Origin of the sequence: Paenibacillus sp. NPDC056933 (assembly GCF_042674385.1) — a bacterium.
Lineage (GTDB): Bacteria > Bacillota > Bacilli > Paenibacillales > Paenibacillaceae > Paenibacillus.
Genome location: NZ_JBHUQN010000003.1, coordinates 825356 through 842405 on the forward strand (window position 1 = coordinate 825356; position 17050 = coordinate 842405).

Genomic DNA, 17050 nt, shown 5'->3' on the forward strand with positions numbered 1-17050 from the left:
CTAAAAAATTCCGGGGGATAACAGCGGTCGGAAGATGGTACTGCAATCGAAGTGGCCTAGTGTAAAGCGGGGTTGGCTTATATAACTGCCACTGTACTCACATAAAACGAAGGAGTGAAAGGTGATGGCAAAAGGCAATGAACAGCCAGGTTCTGGCACAGCAGTAGCGGGCGTAGCGGCGACAGGGGCAGCGGCCCAGACGGAAAGCTCTCTTTTCCAAACGTATGCGCGTTATCCGATTAATCTGGTCAAGGGAAAAGGCAGCTGGTTATGGGATGATCAGGGCAACCGTTATCTCGATTTTATGTGCGGATTGGCTGTAACGAGCCTGGGCCATGCACCGGAGAAGGTAGGAGCCAAGCTGAAAGCTCAAATAGATGAGCTGTGGCATGTCTCTAACCTGTTCCAGATTCCGGGTCAGGAAAAAGCGGCGGCTTTGTTGACAGCAAATACGTGCGCAGATGCCGTGTTCTTTTGTAACAGCGGTGCAGAGGCGAATGAGGCTGCAATTAAACTGGCTCGTCGCTATCACCAGAAGGTGAAGGGTACAGATCGGTACGAAGTCATTACATTTGCCCAGTCCTTCCACGGACGGACACTCGCAACATTAACGGCAACCGGGCAGGATAAGGTGAAAGAAGGATTTTTGCCATTGCCAGCCGGATTCGTAACTGTACCATTGCATGACACAGCGGCACTTGAAGCGGCGATTGGACCCCATACAGCAGCGATTATGCTGGAGATGGTGCAAGCTGAGGGTGGCGTGCATCCAGTCAAGCCGGATTTTGTCCACCATGTTCGGAAACTGTGTGAAGAGCACGGACTGCTGTTGATTGTAGACGAAGTGCAGACGGGAATGGGACGTACAGGTAAACTGTTCGCGCATGAGCATTATGGCATTGAGCCAGACATTTTCACGGTAGCCAAAGGTATTGGCAGTGGATTCCCTGTAGGTGCGATGCTGGGTAAAGGTTATCTGAAGGATGCGTTTACGGCGGGCAGCCATGCAACGACGTTTGGCGGCACACCGCTTGCTTCCTCTGTTGTCATTGCAACGATTGAAACGATGCTGGAAGACCACCTGCCAGAGCGTGCAGCTGAAATGGGCGAATACCTGATGAACTCCCTGCGGGAGCGCCTGACAGGTAATGCGTTTGTAAAAGAAGTACGGGGTATGGGTCTGCTGGTCGGAATCGAATGTGCTGAAGCGGTAGGCGACATCGTGCTTGCTGGTCAGAAGCGAGGCATTCTCTTTGTATCCGCAGGACCGAATGTCATTCGTCTGCTTCCGAATCTGTATGTGAGCAAAGAAGAGATTGACGAAGCAGTATCCCTGGTAGCTACGCTGATTGAAGAGCATGTGGCGGCGAAGAACGCCTAATAAGGCTTTATACGACCTTTCTGACTCGGGGCCTTCACCGGCCTCGATGCGGAACAAGATGATGAATCCCTGTAGCCGCGCGGTAAACTAGCGGAAGATGAAAGTGAGCAGCCGGATGGTCAAATCTCAATCTTCTACACTCTTCTGCCCATGCGGGTGCAGGGAACCGGAAATAAGGAGGACAACACTAACATGACACAAGCGCAACAGACGGAAAAGGTACAGAAGGTCGATCTTAGAGGCCGTGATTTTATTGAATTTACAGATTATACGGCGGAGGAAATCCGCTATTTGCTGGATCTTGCGATTGAGATTAAAGGCAAGCAAAAAAACGGTGTTCCGTATCAGCCACTCCAAGGCAAAACGATCGGACTCATTTTTGAAAAATCATCTACACGTACGCGTGTATCCTTTGAAGTCGGCATGTTCCAGTTGGGTGGACACGCACTCTTCCTGAGCAAAAACGATATCCAACTTGGTCGCGGGGAAACGACACATGATACAGCCAAAGTCCTGTCACGTTACCTGGACGGCATCATGATTCGTACCTTTGGACACCATAATGTGACTGAACTGGCACAACATTCGGATATTCCGGTTATTAACGGTCTGAGCGATGCAGCACATCCGTGTCAAGTACTTGCGGACTTCCAAACCGTATTGGAGCACAAAGGCAAGTTGGAAGGTCTGAAAATGGCTTATGTTGGAGACGGCAATAACATGGCGCATTCCCTTATGCTTGGTGCAGCGAAGATGGGCATGCATGTTGCAGTAGCAACTCCGGAAGGGTATGAGCCTGACAGCGGAGTTGTAGAGCAGGCGCGCAGCATTGCACAGGAGAGCGGCTCACAGGTGATTGTAACGTACAGTGCACAGGAAGCTGTGAAAGATGCAGATATCGTGTACACGGATGTATGGGCAAGCATGGGTTTTGAAGAGGAACAGAAGATTCGTGAGCAGGCATTTGCCGCGTATCAGGTAGACGAGGAATTGATGAAAGGCGCCAAGCCGGATTATATGTTCCTTCACTGTCTGCCAGCTCACCGCGGGGAAGAAGTGAGTGCCGGAGTCATTGATGGCCCGAACTCCCTGATCTTTGATCAGGCGGAGAATCGTCTGCATGCACAGAAAGCATTGATGGCTGCGTTAATGAGCGAATAGAAGCTGTTTGCCTGAATGGGTTGATTTTAGGCACAGATTTCGCGATGATAGGTTTATCTATTTATACTCTAAAAAGTAAGATAAACAGGAGCGTTACACAAACGGAGAGACAGAAAAGACCTGAAGAAGCGGAGCGTTCGCCTTTATCACCAGATTTACCCTTTTAAGAAGGGGAATCAAGAAAATCTGGGGATAACAGCGATCGAAAGGTTTTCTGGCTCGTAGTGCTCAGTGTATGAAAGCTTTGTTTAACTTATCGCAACTGAACTTGGGGAGGACCATTGAACATGGCTAAGGAAAAAATCGTACTCGCTTATTCTGGCGGGTTGGACACATCTGTAATTTTGAAATGGTTGAAAGAAACATATGATGCAGAGATTATCGCATTTACGGCGGATATCGGACAAAAGGATGAACTGGACGGCCTTGAGGAAAAAGCACTCGCTACAGGCGCTTCCAAAGTGTACATCGACGATCTGCGCGACGAGTTCGCAAAAGATTTCATCTATCCCATGTTCCAGGCGGGTGCCCTCTATGAAGGGCAATACCTGCTCGGTACAAGTATCGCACGTCCACTCATTGCAAAACGTATGGTGGATATCGCTCGTGCAGAAGGCGCTACAGCGATTGCTCACGGCGCTACAGGTAAAGGGAATGACCAGGTTCGCTTTGAGCTGAACGCAGCTGCGCTGACACCAGACATTCAGGTCATCGCGCCTTGGCGTCTGGAAGAGTTCCGCAACCAGTTCCCAGGACGTGCGGAGATGATCGCTTACGCTGAGAAACATGGGATTCCGGTAACCGCATCGGCGGCGAAACCGTATTCCACTGACCGTAACCTTCTGCATATCAGCTATGAGAGCGGTGTGCTCGAAGACCCTTGGTTCGATCCAAGTACGGACGAGAACAAAGACATGTTCCTGCTCAGCAGCGCACCTGAAGATGCACCGGATCAAGCGGAATATGTTGTACTTGATTTTGAACAAGGTAATTGTGTTGCACTGAATGGTGAGCGTTTGAGCCCACTGCAAGTGATGGAGCAACTGAACGAGCTGGGTGGCAAGCATGGTATCGGCCGTGTGGACATGGTTGAGAACCGCTTTGTTGGCATGAAGAGCCGTGGCGTATACGAGACACCGGGCGGAACCATTCTGTTTACAGCACACCGCAAAATGGAATCCATCACGATGGATCGCGAAGTCATGAACCTGCGTGATAGCCTGATCACACGCTACAGCACACTCGTTTACAACGGTTTCTGGTTCGCACCGGAACGTCTGGCACTGCAAGCGCTGGTGACCGAGAGCCAAAAAAATGTTACAGGTACGGTTCGTGTGAAACTGTATAAAGGCAACATCATCGGCGCAGGGGTGAAAAGCCCTGTCAGCCTGTACAATCCAGACATTGCAACGATGGAAGCTGATCCAACGCAAGCATATGATCAAGGGGATGCAACGGGCTTTATCCGCTTAAATGCGCTGCGTTTGAAAGTAAACTCCGGTGTGGAGCAAAACAAAAACTAATTTCATCATGCATACAGAGAATAAACGATTATAACTGACAAGGCGGGCCGTTCTTGCACATCTGGCAGGAGCGGCTTTGTCCATGAGCGAAAGGGGAGTACTCACTGTGAGCAAGCTGTGGGGAGGACGTTTTACAAAACAAACCAATCACCTGGTTGAGGAATACACGGCGTCAATCAACTTTGATAAAGCGTTGGCCGAGGAAGATATTCAAGGAAGTCTGGCGCATGTAACGATGCTGGGCAAATGCGGCATTCTGCCGGCAGAGGATGTAGAGACGATCAAGGAAGGTTTGATCACCGTTCTGCACAAAATCCGTGCAGGCGAAGTGGAATTCTCCGTATCGGATGAAGACATCCACATGAACATTGAGAAAAACCTGATCGATACTATCGGCCCTGTAGGCGGCAAATTACATACAGGACGCAGCCGGAATGACCAGGTAGCAACGGATATGCACTTGTACCTGCGTGAGCGCGTGGTTGGATTTGTTGGCATGCTGCACTCGTTGCAGGAAGCGCTGATCGGACAAGCCAAAGACAATCTTGATACAATTGTACCGGGGTATACGCATCTTCAACGTGCACAACCGATTCTGTTCGCCCATCACCTGATGGCGTATGTCTCAATGTTCCAACGGGATGCGGAGCGTCTGATGGACAGCTACAAACGCATTAACGTGCTGCCACTGGGTGCAGGTGCACTTGCGGGCACAACGTTCCCGATTGACCGTCATTTTGTGGCGGAACAACTGGGATTCGATGGGGTATATGAGAACAGTCTGGATGCGGTCAGCGACCGTGACTTTATTGTGGAGTTCCTGGCAGCCGCTTCGCTGATCATGACTCATTTGTCCCGTCTGAGTGAAGAACTGGTGCTGTGGAGCAGTACGGAGTTTGGTTTTGTTGAACTGGATGATGCATTCTGCACGGGCAGCAGCATTATGCCTCAAAAGAAAAATCCGGACGTTCCCGAACTCGTCCGTGGTAAAACCGGACGTGTATATGGAAACCTGATCGGTTTGCTTACCGTACTGAAATCTCTTCCGCTCGCGTATAACAAGGACATGCAGGAAGACAAGGAAGGCATGTTTGACACGGTAGCGACACTGGAGGGGGCACTTCAATTGTTTGCTCCGATGATTGCCACGATGACGGTCAACAAGGGTCGGATGCGTCAAGCGGTCAATCAGGATTTCTCCAACGCTACAGATATTGCGGACTTCCTCGTGGGCGAAGGCTTGCCATTCCGCCAAGCGCATGAAGTGATCGGTAAAACGGTGTTGTACTGCATCCAGAACGGCAAGTATTTGCTGGATCTGACCATTGATGAATTCCGGCAGTTCTCCCCGCTGTTCGATGAGCGGATCTATGATGTCCTGCAACCGGAAGCGGTTGTAAATGCTCGTAATGTGTATGGCGGCACAGCTTCGAACCAGGTGGCTGAGGCGATTGCACGTAGTGAAAAGGTGCTGGAAATTACAGAGCAGTGGATTACCAATCGAGGTTAATTTTACGGCATCTTTTTGAAATAAAACAAAAAAGCAGGCAGTGAGAATTTTCACGGGCCTGCTTTTTTGGTTATGTTACGAACGATGTTTCAGCGAATGAACTGTCCGCCTGAGTAAGGATTGGCGGGTTCCACCGGATGTTTCTTTTATTTACGCTCACGCAGAGGCAACCATTTCAATACATTCTGAATCTTCTGATCCCAATAGCCCCACTCATGTTCACCGGGTTCCTCCTCATAGGTTAATTGGAGGTCGGTCTGCGCACAGGCTTCACGGAAGGATTGGTTCTGATCATACAGGAAGTCTTCCGTCCCACAGCATTGATAGAGCAATGGCTGAGGTCCGCTGCTCGCTTGGTTATCTTTCAGTAGTTGGAGCAGGTCGTTCTGCGAGCCTGCAATCTTCGGCCCAAAGATACGTTCCATTTCGGCCCGCCAGAGTGGGCTGGAATTCATATTATCCATATGCGCCGTCATGTCGAGTGCCCCGGATAAACTTGCTGCCGCAGCATATTGATCTGGTTTACGAAGAGCTAGTTTAAATGCACCGTAGCCCCCCATAGATAAGCCGGCAACGAAGTTATCCTCCCTTTGATGCGATAACGGGAAGAAAGAGCGGGCGATGGTGGGCAGTTCCTCACTGATGAAGGTCCAATACGATCCTCCCTCAACCATGTCCGTGTAGAAGCTGCGATGCACTTGAGGCATGACCACAGCAATCCCCAAGTCAGCGACGTATCGTTCAATGGATGTGCGGCGAAGCCAGATAGAGTCATCGTCCGATAGACCGTGCAGCAGATACAGTGTGGGATGCAGTCCTTGACCCGATACGTTCTCCATACCAATCTGATTGTGGGTTTGTTGTGGCAGGATCACATGCATGCTGGTGCTTAGACCAAGCGTGTCCGAGTAAAAATTACATTGAATAAGTGCCATGTGCTAAAGTAACCCCTTTCATAATTCATTGTCGAAGTGTTCTGATTTGATACAAGGGATGGAAGCTGGAGCTGTCATGGCTCCAAAGTGTTTATAGTAAACAGGTTATACGTAAATCTCTTCCGATGCAACAACAAGGTCCACTGTAGGGAGAGGAAAGTAAACGCTTCCGAAAATATGTGAATTTTTATGTGGGAGCAGGAGATAGGAATAGAAAACGGTGGTTCAATTCACAATGTTCTTCGCCTTCTTTACAACGTAACAATGTTATGTTACATTGATATCAATATAAAGGGGGACCATATATGACCGATGATTTGATCTCCAAAAAAGAATTGCTGGACCTGACGGGTATCTCCTACGGCCAGTTATACCGCTGGAAGCGGAAAAATCTCATTCCGGAAGAATGGTTTATTCGGAAGTCCTCCTATACCGGACAGGAGACCTTTTTTCCGAAACAGCAGATTTTACTGCGGATCGACAAGATTCTCAATATGAAGGATGGATTGTCGCTGGATGAGCTGGCAGACGTATTTTCACCTACATTGGGTGAAGTGGAGATGTCCTCTCAACAGCTGGTGGAGCGAAACATTGTTTCGCAAATATCGCTCGATCTGTTGAAAGAAGCACATCAGGAACGACCGCTGTATGCATTGGAACAGATTATGATGCTGTATGTACTTGATAAGCTGTTAATGAGCGGAGATATAACTCGGCAGGAGGGTGCGTTGCTGATCGATGTGATGTCTGAACATTATTATCGTTTCACTGGCAGACCAAGCGAGCTGGTCCTTATTCGCAAGATGGGTGTTCCATCATTCATGCTGGTGGCGGCAGGAACGGAGTTTTATTTTGACAATGGTGTGAAGGTGGTTCTAAGGCAGCCTATGGGCACGTTTATGGAAGAATTAAAACTCAAATTGGGATAAGGAGAGGATCATATATGGAGGAACGAAATTTGCGAAATGATCTGAACGTAGCAGGCTTGAGCCAAACGGCAGGCGGGGAATTTCACCGGGTATCCATTGATGGCATGGCTAAGGTAAACGGTAACCTGGACTGTACCTCTCTTAATGTGAATGGGACATTGAAGATGCATGGATCTTTGAGTGCAGAAAGTGCAACGATCAATGGCATGTGCACCCTGAATGGCCCCTTGATCAGTTCTCGTGTTCGTGTGGATGGGTTGACCACTATTAACGGAGATCTCCGCAGCCCAGAGCTTGAAGTGAACGGAAAGTGTACCGTACGCGGACGAGTGGATGGAGAACGAATCGATATTGGCGGGGTGATCGATATCGAAGGCGACGTACAATGTGAGTCCCTGAACGTACAGGGCAATATTAAAATCAGTGGCTTCCTGAATGCGGGAACGGTTGAGATCAGGCTGCATACATCCTCTTCGGCCAAAGAGATTGGCGGGGAACGCATTGATATTCGTCGTAAAGAACAGACTGGTTTTTGGAAAAGTATTGGCCTGAGCGGTACACCTTCATTCAAGACATCCTTGATTGAGGGGGATGAAATCGTGCTGGAAGATACCGAGGCTGACATTGTTCGTGGCAACAAGGTTCATATCGGTCGCGGCTGTAACATCAGACTGGTCGAATATTCGGGTGAGCTTGAGGTAGATCGGGATGCCAAGGTGGGCAGCAGTCAGCAAATTTAATTTTTGATTTGGAGCGAAAGGGATGTGGTCGGCTTGAATAACCATTTTGCGGGTTCAATGGATAAAAAACATGATATTAGCATCATCGGCGACGGCAGTTCTTCTGGTGGTGTGTACGGAAAGGTCAAGGTAGTGGGGGATTCCTCATTTAACGATAATCTGTTGTGTGATCAATTCAAATGTACTGGCACATCGGTTATATATGGATCTCTTGAATCAACCGATATCAAAATTACGGGAACCCTTACCCTGAAAGAGCGGGCTGCTGCCGGCGACGAAGATCAGGAGGGCAATTATGCTCCTAACCTACATGCAAAAGCTGAACATATGAAAGTGGTAGGGGAGCTTCATGTGTCAGGCGATTGTCAGGTGGAGGATATGAAGCTAAACGGCCGTTTTACGATAGCAGGTATGCTCAGCGCCGAACAAATGACACTTAGAATCATGGGGCCATCCGAGGTCAGGGAAATGGGTGGATCTATCATTTCAGTGAAGAGCGGCAAGGGCAAACTGTTCGAAGGTTTATTTTCGGGGCAGAAATCGGTACTCAAGGTAGAAATGATCGAAGGTGACGATATCGAATTGGAGTACACCGAGGCAGAAGTTGTTCGAGGGGATAAAATAAAAATTGGCCCCGGCTGCCGGATTGGTACAGTGGAATACCGCTCTTCTCTGCAAATACATCCGCTATCGGAAGTTTTGGTGCAAAGCAATCGGTCCTTGGACTGATTATCCGCCGTAACTTTTCGGATATACTAATGCAGTCATATGAATAGAGCGTGAATGGAGAGATAGAGTAGAATGGTTGCACGTAAAAACAATATTGGATTGGTACTGGCAGGGTTACTGCTGAGCATACTGATGGCTTCGATGGACAATACCATCGTGGCAACGGCTATGGGGGACATAGTCGGGAAGCTGGGTGGACTCGACAAGTTCGTCTGGGTGACCTCCGCGTACATGGTAGCCGAGATGGCGGGTATGCCGATCTTTGGTAAATTATCGGATATGTACGGACGGAAGAAGTTTTTTGTATTTGGCATTATTGTGTTTATGCTTGGATCAGCATTATGCGGAACGGCAACTTCGATTGTTGAGCTGACGATGTACAGAGCTATTCAGGGTATTGGTGCTGGTGCACTGGTGCCGATTGCCTTTACCATTATGTTTGATGTGGTCGCGCCTGAATCCCGGGGCAAATTAGGCGGTTTGTTTGGAGCTGTGTTCGGCTTGTCCAGCGTATTCGGTCCGCTGCTGGGTGCTTACATTACACAGTATGCGACATGGGAATGGGTATTTTATATCAATCTGCCGCTTGGCCTGGTTGCATTTGTGTTTATTGCATTTTTCTACAAAGAATCTCATCAGCATCAGTCCCAACAGATTGATTGGCTGGGTGCAGTGACGCTGATTGGTGCTGTGGTTTGTCTGATCTTCGGTCTTGAGCTAGGTGGCAAAACATACGCCTGGGGATCGTGGCAGATTATCGGATTGTTTGCCGGATTTGTAGTGCTGGCGCTGCTTTTCCTGTTTGCGGAAACAAGAGCCAAGGAACCGATTATCTCCTTCGGCATGTTCCGCAACCGGGTGTACTGGTCCAGTAACGTCATTGGCATGTTCAGTGGCGCGGCATTTATTACGGCATCCGTGTACATTCCGATCTTTATTCAGGGCGTGCTCGGCGGCAAAGCGACCAATTCCGGACTCGTTCTGCTGCCCATGATGCTGGGTTCTGTCGTAACCGCCTCTATGGGTGGGGTACTCATGACCAAAATCAAGTATCGTAACATTATGATTCCTACATTGGCCCTGCTGGTCGTTGGCCTCGGGTTGTTAACCACACTGGATGAGGGTTCTTCCCTCTGGACGATACGTATTTACATGGTGATGATAGGTCTTGGTGTTGGAGCTTCGTTCTCGGTGCTTAGCAATGCAGCCATGAACTCGTTTGAACCGCAAAGACGCGGTGCTGCGAGTTCCACGCTTAACTTTTTGCGGTCACTCGGCATGACGATGGGGATTACGATCTTTGGTATCGTGCAGAGCCAGGTATTTACGCGCAAAATGAACGATGCCCTCGCCGGATCAGCGGCGGAAGCGGGTAGCGCCGGTGCTCCAGCAGGCGGTGTACCTCAGGGAGTGGATCTGAGCGATCCGCATGCGTTGCTGTCGCCAGAGCTGAGAAAGGCGATCCCGCCACAGGTGCTGGATGCCATTACGCATGCATTGTCTTCCTCCATCGTGCAGCTCTTTGCTTGGGCTGCGATTCCGGCAGCGCTCGCATTAATTGCTGCGTTCTTCATGGGTAAGGAGAAGATGGTCATTGGCGAGGAGCAGGGAGAATATACAGGCGGACATTAAAAAGGTTTCAGTCTGATCGTTACAACGATAAGAATCTATACAACAAACCAAAGACACATCTCTCAGGAGCCCAGTATGGGAAACGGGAGATGTGTCTTTTTCTTTTTTTTATTTTGGCAACGTGATTCCATCTAAAGTGCGATCAACTAGATATAGAGATTAAATTTAAGGTTGCTTCGTGTCGCTAATGCCATCTTCCACAATAGAGGGTTCCTGAGGATCAGGCAGGTTAATATGACCAGAGGAGCGGGCAATCAGGCGATTCTGAGCTTTGTACGTGTCACGTGTTATGGTTTTGGATTCGACAACTTTACCGTCGACCTTTTTGGTGCGGACCGTTTCAACAATATACCCGGGCTGACCGTTCTGGAGCACTTGCTGGACTCCATCCGGCAATACATTGCTGGCAACATATTTCACGGGGGCACTTAACGTTTCAATCGTATGTGATTCCAGCGCATAACTGACGTTCTCCGGGAAGGTGCCGAAAAATTTGACTGTTAAGCTTCCACCTTCCACTTTGGCCTGAATCAGCAAGGATTTGCCGGTATTGTTTTTGAATCGAAAATTAATCGAACCTGAGGCAAATGTGGCATCCAGCCCCTTTGGCAAATATTTGACGGGCAGGGAGTGATTGCGGCGCTCCACAATATCCAGCCCGGTTAACAAGGCAGCGTTATAGACCGTGCTGGATACCTGGCAGATGCCGCCTCCAATACCAGGGGTTAACCGTCCATTCACGATGACTGGTGCTTCCCGGAAGCCATAGTCTTCCTCCGCCTTGCGGATGATCTTCTCATAATTAAACGTACCATTAGGCGGCAAAATCATGTTGTTAACGGCTTGCGCTGCTGCACTGACGTTATGTATCCGGCCTTCACTGCTGTTGCCAAGGCTGGTGGAGAACTGGATGATCTTCCGCTCAATCCCCTCCTTGCGCAGCGAGTCGAGAGTTATCTCAGGTTGCAGTGTATACAATGGCAGCTGAATTAGCAGCGGATTCGGCTTCGCCTCTTGCTCCAGTGCAGCGAAATCCCGGTGCAGCTTGACCTGCATCAGGCTCGCGAGTTCATCCCACGCGATCCGGCGGACGCCCTTTTCCGGGATGTATTGCACCTGGTCACTTGCGGTAATGCGGCGGACAGCGTCCGCGGGTGAACCGAAGCTTTCCTTTTCCCAGGCAGGATTCAGTTGTTCTTGCAGTGGTTTTGAATGATACGTCAGCTTCAGGGGCCACTCCTGGATGAAATGATACCGGGCATAAGCGCGCTCCCACAGATTGCCTTCATCCAGCTGCTTTACGGCTGCCCGGAAGTCGTCAGCACTGTAATTTGCACCTGTCTGGGCAGCGGTGAACGTCATTGTTTTGGCTGCTGGATCGTCCACCTTCAGAGTGACAGGCCACTCCTCCAGTTGTTTCAATCGTTCATCCAGTGCTTGTTGTACCTCCTTGCGATTCATCCCCTCTACGGACCATTCGCCAACACGTACACCTTTCGGCAGAGCAGGCTGGTTCACGTACATGTACAGTAATCCGTAAGATGCGGAACCGATCAAGAGGATTGAGAATAGCACAATGACTGTCAAATGTATTTTTTTCATATCCGTACGCTCCTTTGTACTTCTGTTGTTCCGCAATTCGTAACACTTTCCATATATATGATCCAATGATGGAAAACTTTCGGGTACTCAATAGGTAACAAATTTGTTACAATAAAATTTATATGTATCCATGCTTCACCATCGAAAAAGGGGCGAAATGGATTTTCCCTGATGAAATTCAGGTCTTTTTAAAGGAAATGCCGGGATTGTGTCGAAATGATAATGGCTAACTATGCAACGGGAAGTGATGATGTGATAGAAATGCAGGACGTGTGGAAGACCTATGCCAATGGGACCCACGCATTACAAGGGGTGTCGGTGAAGATCGACCGCAATGAATTTGTCTATATCGTCGGTCCATCCGGCGCAGGCAAATCGACATTTATGAAATTGATGTACCGGGAAGAAGTTCCGACCAAAGGACAAATATCCATTAACGGATTTAATATCGGTAAGTTGAAGCCACGTAAGATCCCTTATGTGCGCCGTAATATCGGCGTTGTGTTCCAGGATTTCCGTCTGCTGCCACGCATGACGGCATTTGAGAACGTGGCATTCGCCATGGAAGTTATTGAAGCGCCGAAGCGTCACATCAAGAAGCGAGTGATGGAAGTGCTTGATCTGGTGGGACTGCGCAGCAAGGCGAACCGTGAACCTTCACAGTTGTCGGGTGGGGAACAGCAGCGTATTGCCATCGCACGTGCCATCGTGAACAATCCGTCTGTCATTATTGCGGACGAGCCTACGGGGAATCTGGATCCGGAGACGTCTTGGGGGATTATGCAACTGCTGGATGAGATTAATTTCCGGGGGACAACCATTGTTATGGCAACCCACAACAAAGATATCGTCAATACGATGCGTAAACGGGTTATTGCGATTGAACGGGGACAGATTGTACGGGATCAGATGAGAGGGGAATACGGTTATGAATTTTAGTACTCTCTTGCGCCATTTGCGGGAGGGATTCAAAAATGTATTCCGCAACGGCTGGATGTCCGTGGCCTCCATCATGTCCATTATCGTGTCACTGCTTATTTTGGGTGTGTTCATGCTGCTGGTTCTCAATGTGAATTCCATGGCCAACCAGGTGGACAGTCAGGTCGAGATCAGTACGTTTCTTGAGCTGAATGTGGATGAGAACCTGCGTAACACGCTGGAGCAGGAGATCAGTGCCATGCCTGAAGTCAGTGAAATTCGTTTTGTCTCCAAAGAGGAAGGACTCAAAGAGTTCCGTGAACGTCTTGGCGAAAGTGCAGACAATGTGCTGAGCGGTTTCGATGTGGATAACAATCCACTGCCGGAGACCATTGAAGTAGAGGTCATTGAACCGGAAACCGTCACTTTTGTGGCGCAAAAAATTGAAGCATTGAACGATAAACATCCGGAGAAGCCAATCATGAAAGTGAATTACGGCAAGGAAACGGTGGAAGTGTTGTTCAAATTTACGAAGCTTGTCCGGAATATCGGATTTATTTTTGTCGGGGGACTGGCTCTAATGTCCATGTTCCTGATCTCGAATACGATTCGCGTAACGATTCTGGCACGGCGCCGGGAGATCGGTATCATGAAGCTGGTTGGGGCAACCAATACCTTCATTCGTTGGCCTTTCTTTATCGAAGGGGCATTGATTGGACTGATCGGTTCGGCCATTACGGTAGCCGTTCTGTTCTTCGGATATAGCCGTTTGATGGCTACGATTGGTCAGGATGTATTTATGCAGATGCTTAATTTGATTCCACTCGGTGATATTTGGCTATTGTTTGGAACACTGTTGATCGGACTTGGTGTGTTGGTTGGAATTTTGGGAAGCACATTGTCCATCCGCAAGTCTCTTAACGTTTAATCGAAAAGAATGACATAGCAGGTTCACATATGAGCACTGTTTGACGATATGTAGTAATGACGGAGTCTTTAGTGTAAAGAAAGCAAGAACATGCTGTTCACCACCTGTGCAGGTTGCTTTCTTGTGAATTCATAGGATGGGGGATCACATTTTGAAAAAAACAGCTTCCCTGCTGGCTTTAACGTTATTGGCCAGTTTGACGCTTCAACCTTCTGACGGATATGCCAAGAGTAGCATTAGCGATATTGATCAGCAGATTCAGCAACTGGAGAGTAAGGCGGCTTCGGCCAAAAAAGAGCAGCAAAAGGCTGCCAGCAACAAGAAGGAAGCCCAGCATTACAAAAACAAGACCAACGCTTACCTGAAAGTTGTCATGGAGCAGATCAATGTGGTAAGTGATGAACTGGCGAACGTATCCTTGCAGATCGAAAATACAGAAGAGGATCTTCGCGCAACGAAGAAAGATCTGGAAGCAGCAGAAGATCGTATTGTGGCTCGGGAGAAATTGCTTGAATCACGTGTACGTCTCATGTATACAGACGGCGCCGTTTCTTATCTCGATGTGTTGCTAACTTCAACAAGCTTCTCCGATTTCCTGACTCGTGCAGATTCACTCAAAACGATCGTGGATCAGGACCAGCATCTGCTGGATGAGCATAAAAAGGACAAGCAGCTCGTAGTGGACAAAAAGGCAGAACTGGATGTGCAATATGCGGAAGCCAAGAGCCTGTATGCGCAGAAGAAACAGCGCAAGTCCCAGTTGAATGAGAAGGAACAAGAAAAGCAAGTGCTTCTCGCTTCCTATGATGCTAAAATTGAAGAGTCAGAAGAGCTGACGCAAGAACAGGAAGACGTATTGATGCAGATTGCAAGCAAGCGTTCGGCGCTTCTGCAAGAGAAAAATAAATTGCGTGAACAGCAGGCGGCAGCAGCAGCCAAAGCAAAAGCAGCGGCGGCGGCCCGCGCGGCGGCGGCGGCCAAGGCGCCGACCAAAGTCAGCTCCAACAGCAGCAGTAGTACTACGTACTCCAGTGGTAACGGTATCTTTGGGATGCCTGTATCGGGTGCGCGTGTATCTTCCGGCTTCGGACCTCGTATTCACCCGATTACGGGTGAAGTGGGTAAAATGCATGCGGGTGTAGACTTTGCGGTTGCTCAAGGAACGTCAGTTCATGCGGCTTCTGGCGGGATCGTGATTATGGCTGAATGGTACAGCGGCTATGGTTACACGGTCATTGTTGACCACGGAGGCGGCTTATGGACGTTATATGGTCATTTACGTGAAGGTGGATTTAAGGTCAGTAAGGGAGACACGGTAAGCCGTGGCGATATTATTGCTGAATCAGGCAGTACAGGCAACTCTACTGGACCGCATTTGCATTTTGAAGTACGTGATAATGGAACAGCGGTGAATCCATTCAACTATTTGTAGATTTTAGGCAACGGTTGGAATGGAACGAACATATTCCGTACAAGCTAGACATATACTAAGCTGGCATGTTCAGGGAATGATTTACGGAACAATTGAATTTGACACGCTTCAATACTAAAGGCGGTGACAAACGGATGATGAAGAAAAGATCGGCCCTGCTGCTTGTCATTGTAGCCCTTCTTGGGGGCAGCCTGCTTACGCTTGCGCTGATGAGCTCCCCTGGCCTGGCACAGACGACATCTGGCGAAGGACTGCTCGCCAGTGTTACTGGCAGTTCGCAGCAGAAGAACGATTTGAAGAAGATTGAAACCGCGATGGATTTGATCTCAAGCAACTATTATAAAGATGTGGATCGAACCAAACTGATTGATGGTGCGATCAACGGCATGATGGAATCCCTTGGTGATCCGTACTCCAACTATATGGGGCAGGAAACAGCGGCCCAGTTCGAGGAATCAATTGAAGGTTCATTTACCGGAATCGGTGCAGAGGTATCCTCGCAGGACGGGAATGTGGTGGTAGTATCCCCAATCAAAGGATCGCCAGCCGAAAAAGCGGGTATTCGCGCCAAAGACATGATTATGTCGGTCAATGGTGAATCCTTACAAGGTTTGGAACTGAACAAAGCCGTTAACAAAATCAGAGGTCCAAAAGGTAGTGAAGCGAAGGTACAGGTTAAACGTGCCGGATCTTCCGAGCTGATTGAATTTGTCATTGTACGTGATGACATTGATTTGGAGACGGTGTATGCCCACATGGAGGATAACGGTGTTGGTGTGATTACAATTACCCAATTCTCGCTCAACACAGGAGATCGCTTTAAGGAAGAACTGGCGAAGCTGGAGAAGCAGAACATGAAAGGCCTGATCATTGATGTACGTAATGACCCGGGTGGTGTTTTGCAGGTCGTTATTGATATTGCCGAGCAATTTGTTCCGAAAGGCAAGGTTATTGTTCAAGTCGAAGACAAGAATGGTAAAAAGGAACAAAGTAAATCAAACGGTTCAGGTAAATCCTATCCAATTACGGTATTGATGAACAAAGGAAGCGCGAGTGCGTCCGAGATTTTGGCCGGTGCCTTGCAACAGTCCGCAGGCGCAACGCTGGTTGGAGAAAATTCCTTTGGTAAAGGAACCGTACAGACGAGTTATGACAAACAGATGGGTGATGGCAGCCTGCTCAAAATCACCATCGCCAAATGGCTGACTCCGAATGGTGACTGGATCCATGAAAAAGGAATCAAACCGGATATTGCGGTGAACCAGCCGGATTACTTCTCGGTGGCACCCATCAACAAAGAAAAATTACCTTTGAAATATGACAGCAATAGCACGGATGTGAAAAGTGCGCAGACGATGCTGAGAGGACTTGACTTTAAGCCGGATCGTGTGGACGGATACTATGACCAGAAGACGGAAGAAGCGGTCAGAGCATTCCAGAAACAAAAAGGCATTCAGGCAACAGGCCAGATTGACGAGAAAACCGCGGAATCACTGGAAGCGGCTCTGATTGAACGCATTGCCAACCCTCAATATGATGCACAGCTGAAGCGCGCGATCGAAAATGTCTCAAAGGATATTTCGTCCGCGGTGTCGAAGCCATAAAGAAGGCTGATTTTCAGCCTTCTTTT

The 17050-nt window shown here is 48.8% G+C and carries 14 protein-coding genes; 12 read left to right on the forward strand and 2 right to left on the reverse strand.

Annotation, left to right across the window (positions count from 1 at the left end):
- Window positions 1-124: 124 nt before the first annotated feature.
- The 4 genes from ACFTRD_RS23780 to argH all read left to right on the forward strand — a co-directional run bounded on the left by ACFTRD_RS23780 (window position 125) and on the right by argH (window position 5575).
- The gene (locus ACFTRD_RS23780; RefSeq protein ID WP_379384331.1) at window positions 125-1381 is read left to right on the forward strand and encodes an aspartate aminotransferase family protein; all 1257 of its coding nucleotides are present in this window, start codon (window positions 125-127) and stop codon (window positions 1379-1381) included.
- Between the two features lie 192 nt (window positions 1382-1573).
- On the forward strand, window positions 1574-2542 hold the full coding sequence (gene argF / locus ACFTRD_RS23785) for an ornithine carbamoyltransferase (RefSeq protein WP_379384333.1): 969 nt from the start codon (window positions 1574-1576) through the stop codon (window positions 2540-2542).
- A 287-nt stretch (window positions 2543-2829) separates the two neighbouring features.
- A complete protein-coding gene (locus ACFTRD_RS23790; RefSeq protein WP_079350374.1) occupies window positions 2830-4065 on the forward strand; it encodes an argininosuccinate synthase in 1236 nt (411 codons plus the stop codon).
- 106 nt (window positions 4066-4171) lie between these two features.
- Window positions 4172-5575, forward strand: coding sequence for an argininosuccinate lyase (gene argH, locus ACFTRD_RS23795; protein WP_090903650.1), 1404 nt, complete (start codon window positions 4172-4174; stop codon window positions 5573-5575).
- A 146-nt stretch (window positions 5576-5721) separates the two neighbouring features.
- Here the strand turns inward: argH and ACFTRD_RS23800 are convergent, their stop codons facing one another.
- The gene (locus tag ACFTRD_RS23800; RefSeq protein WP_379384336.1) at window positions 5722-6510 is read right to left on the reverse strand and encodes an alpha/beta hydrolase; all 789 of its coding nucleotides are present in this window, start codon (window positions 6508-6510) and stop codon (window positions 5722-5724) included.
- 305 nt (window positions 6511-6815) lie between these two features.
- On the opposite strand from ACFTRD_RS23800, the gene ACFTRD_RS23805 reads away from it, so the two are divergent.
- The 4 genes from ACFTRD_RS23805 to ACFTRD_RS23820 all read left to right on the forward strand — a co-directional run bounded on the left by ACFTRD_RS23805 (window position 6816) and on the right by ACFTRD_RS23820 (window position 10540).
- On the forward strand, window positions 6816-7439 hold the full coding sequence (locus ACFTRD_RS23805; RefSeq protein ID WP_379384338.1) for a YhbD family protein: 624 nt from the start codon (window positions 6816-6818) through the stop codon (window positions 7437-7439).
- Window positions 7440-7453: 14 nt separating this feature from the next.
- On the forward strand, window positions 7454-8179 hold the full coding sequence (locus tag ACFTRD_RS23810; RefSeq protein ID WP_379384340.1) for a polymer-forming cytoskeletal protein: 726 nt from the start codon (window positions 7454-7456) through the stop codon (window positions 8177-8179).
- 33 nt (window positions 8180-8212) lie between these two features.
- Window positions 8213-8908, forward strand: a complete 696-nt coding sequence (locus ACFTRD_RS23815) for a hypothetical protein (protein WP_379384342.1) — start codon at window positions 8213-8215, stop codon at window positions 8906-8908.
- 72 nt (window positions 8909-8980) lie between these two features.
- Window positions 8981-10540, forward strand: a complete 1560-nt coding sequence (locus tag ACFTRD_RS23820; RefSeq protein WP_192271186.1) for an MDR family MFS transporter — start codon at window positions 8981-8983, stop codon at window positions 10538-10540.
- 165 nt (window positions 10541-10705) lie between these two features.
- Here the strand turns inward: ACFTRD_RS23820 and ACFTRD_RS23825 are convergent, their stop codons facing one another.
- Window positions 10706-12142 (reverse strand): VanW family protein, encoded by a 1437-nt coding sequence (locus ACFTRD_RS23825; RefSeq protein WP_192271184.1) that lies wholly within the window; start codon window positions 12140-12142, stop codon window positions 10706-10708.
- Window positions 12143-12394: 252 nt separating this feature from the next.
- Between ACFTRD_RS23825 and ftsE the strand changes: the two genes are divergently transcribed.
- From ftsE to ACFTRD_RS23845, 4 genes are all read left to right on the forward strand, one after another.
- On the forward strand, window positions 12395-13081 hold the full coding sequence (ftsE, locus tag ACFTRD_RS23830) for a cell division ATP-binding protein FtsE (RefSeq protein WP_024631580.1): 687 nt from the start codon (window positions 12395-12397) through the stop codon (window positions 13079-13081).
- Window positions 13071-13988 carry a permease-like cell division protein FtsX gene (gene ftsX / locus ACFTRD_RS23835; protein ID WP_192271180.1) on the forward strand — a complete coding sequence of 306 codons (918 nt, stop codon included), beginning with the start codon at window positions 13071-13073 and terminating at the stop codon, window positions 13986-13988. The genes ftsE and ftsX overlap by 11 nt, the downstream gene beginning before the upstream one ends.
- Before the next feature lie 151 nt (window positions 13989-14139).
- Window positions 14140-15420, forward strand: coding sequence for a murein hydrolase activator EnvC family protein (locus ACFTRD_RS23840; protein WP_192271178.1), 1281 nt, complete (start codon window positions 14140-14142; stop codon window positions 15418-15420).
- Between the two features lie 134 nt (window positions 15421-15554).
- A complete protein-coding gene (locus tag ACFTRD_RS23845) occupies window positions 15555-17024 on the forward strand; it encodes a S41 family peptidase (RefSeq protein WP_379384346.1) in 1470 nt (489 codons plus the stop codon).
- Window positions 17025-17050: the final 26 nt, after the last annotated feature.